This window comes from Vibrio sp. D173a, from assembly GCF_030248475.1.
Map to the genome: position 1 here is coordinate 1 of NZ_JAHGAH010001423.1, position 639 is coordinate 639.

At 49.0% G+C, this 639-nt stretch carries 1 protein-coding gene; it reads left to right on the forward strand.

What is annotated here, in order from left to right:
- A partial coding sequence (locus KIV40_RS33795; RefSeq protein WP_285353800.1) for an aminotransferase class III-fold pyridoxal phosphate-dependent enzyme occupies positions 1–639 on the forward strand: 639 nt, incomplete at both ends.

Here is a 639-nt window from a genome sequence, read left to right on the forward strand (position 1 = left end):
TGCCGTTCCCATACAACCTGCGCTGCCCATTTGGATTGGGTGGTGAGCAGGGCGCTCAAGCAAGCCTTCGTTATATTGAACGTCTACTTGCTGACGATGAAGCGGGCATCATGAAGCCTGCTGCCATGATTGTAGAGCCAGTCCAAGGCGAGGGCGGTGTTATTCCTGCTCCGGCATCTTGGCTACGTGGCTTAAGACGCATCTGTGATGAGCATGGCATACTTCTGATCTTTGATGAAATTCAGTGTGGTGTGGGCAAAACTGGCCACCGATTCGCATTTGAAGAGTCAGGTATCAACCCAGATATCCTATGTCTATCGAAAGCGATTGGCGGTGGTTTACCAATGTCTTTGCTTGTATTCGATAAGAGCATTGATACTTGGAAAGCGGGTGAACACACCGGCACTTTCCGTGGTAACCAACTAGCGATGGTATCGGGTGCAAAAGCACTAGAAATTATCGAGAGAGACAACCTGGTTGAACATGCCAATATCGCGGGTCAATATCTTCGTCACGGTCTAGAGAAGCTGCAACAACGTGTTGATTGTATCGCTGAAGTTCGTGGCAAAGGCCTGATGCTAGGTGTTGAAATTAAAAACCCGAACGGTGAGAAAAACAGCTTTGGCGAACCCGTTGCTG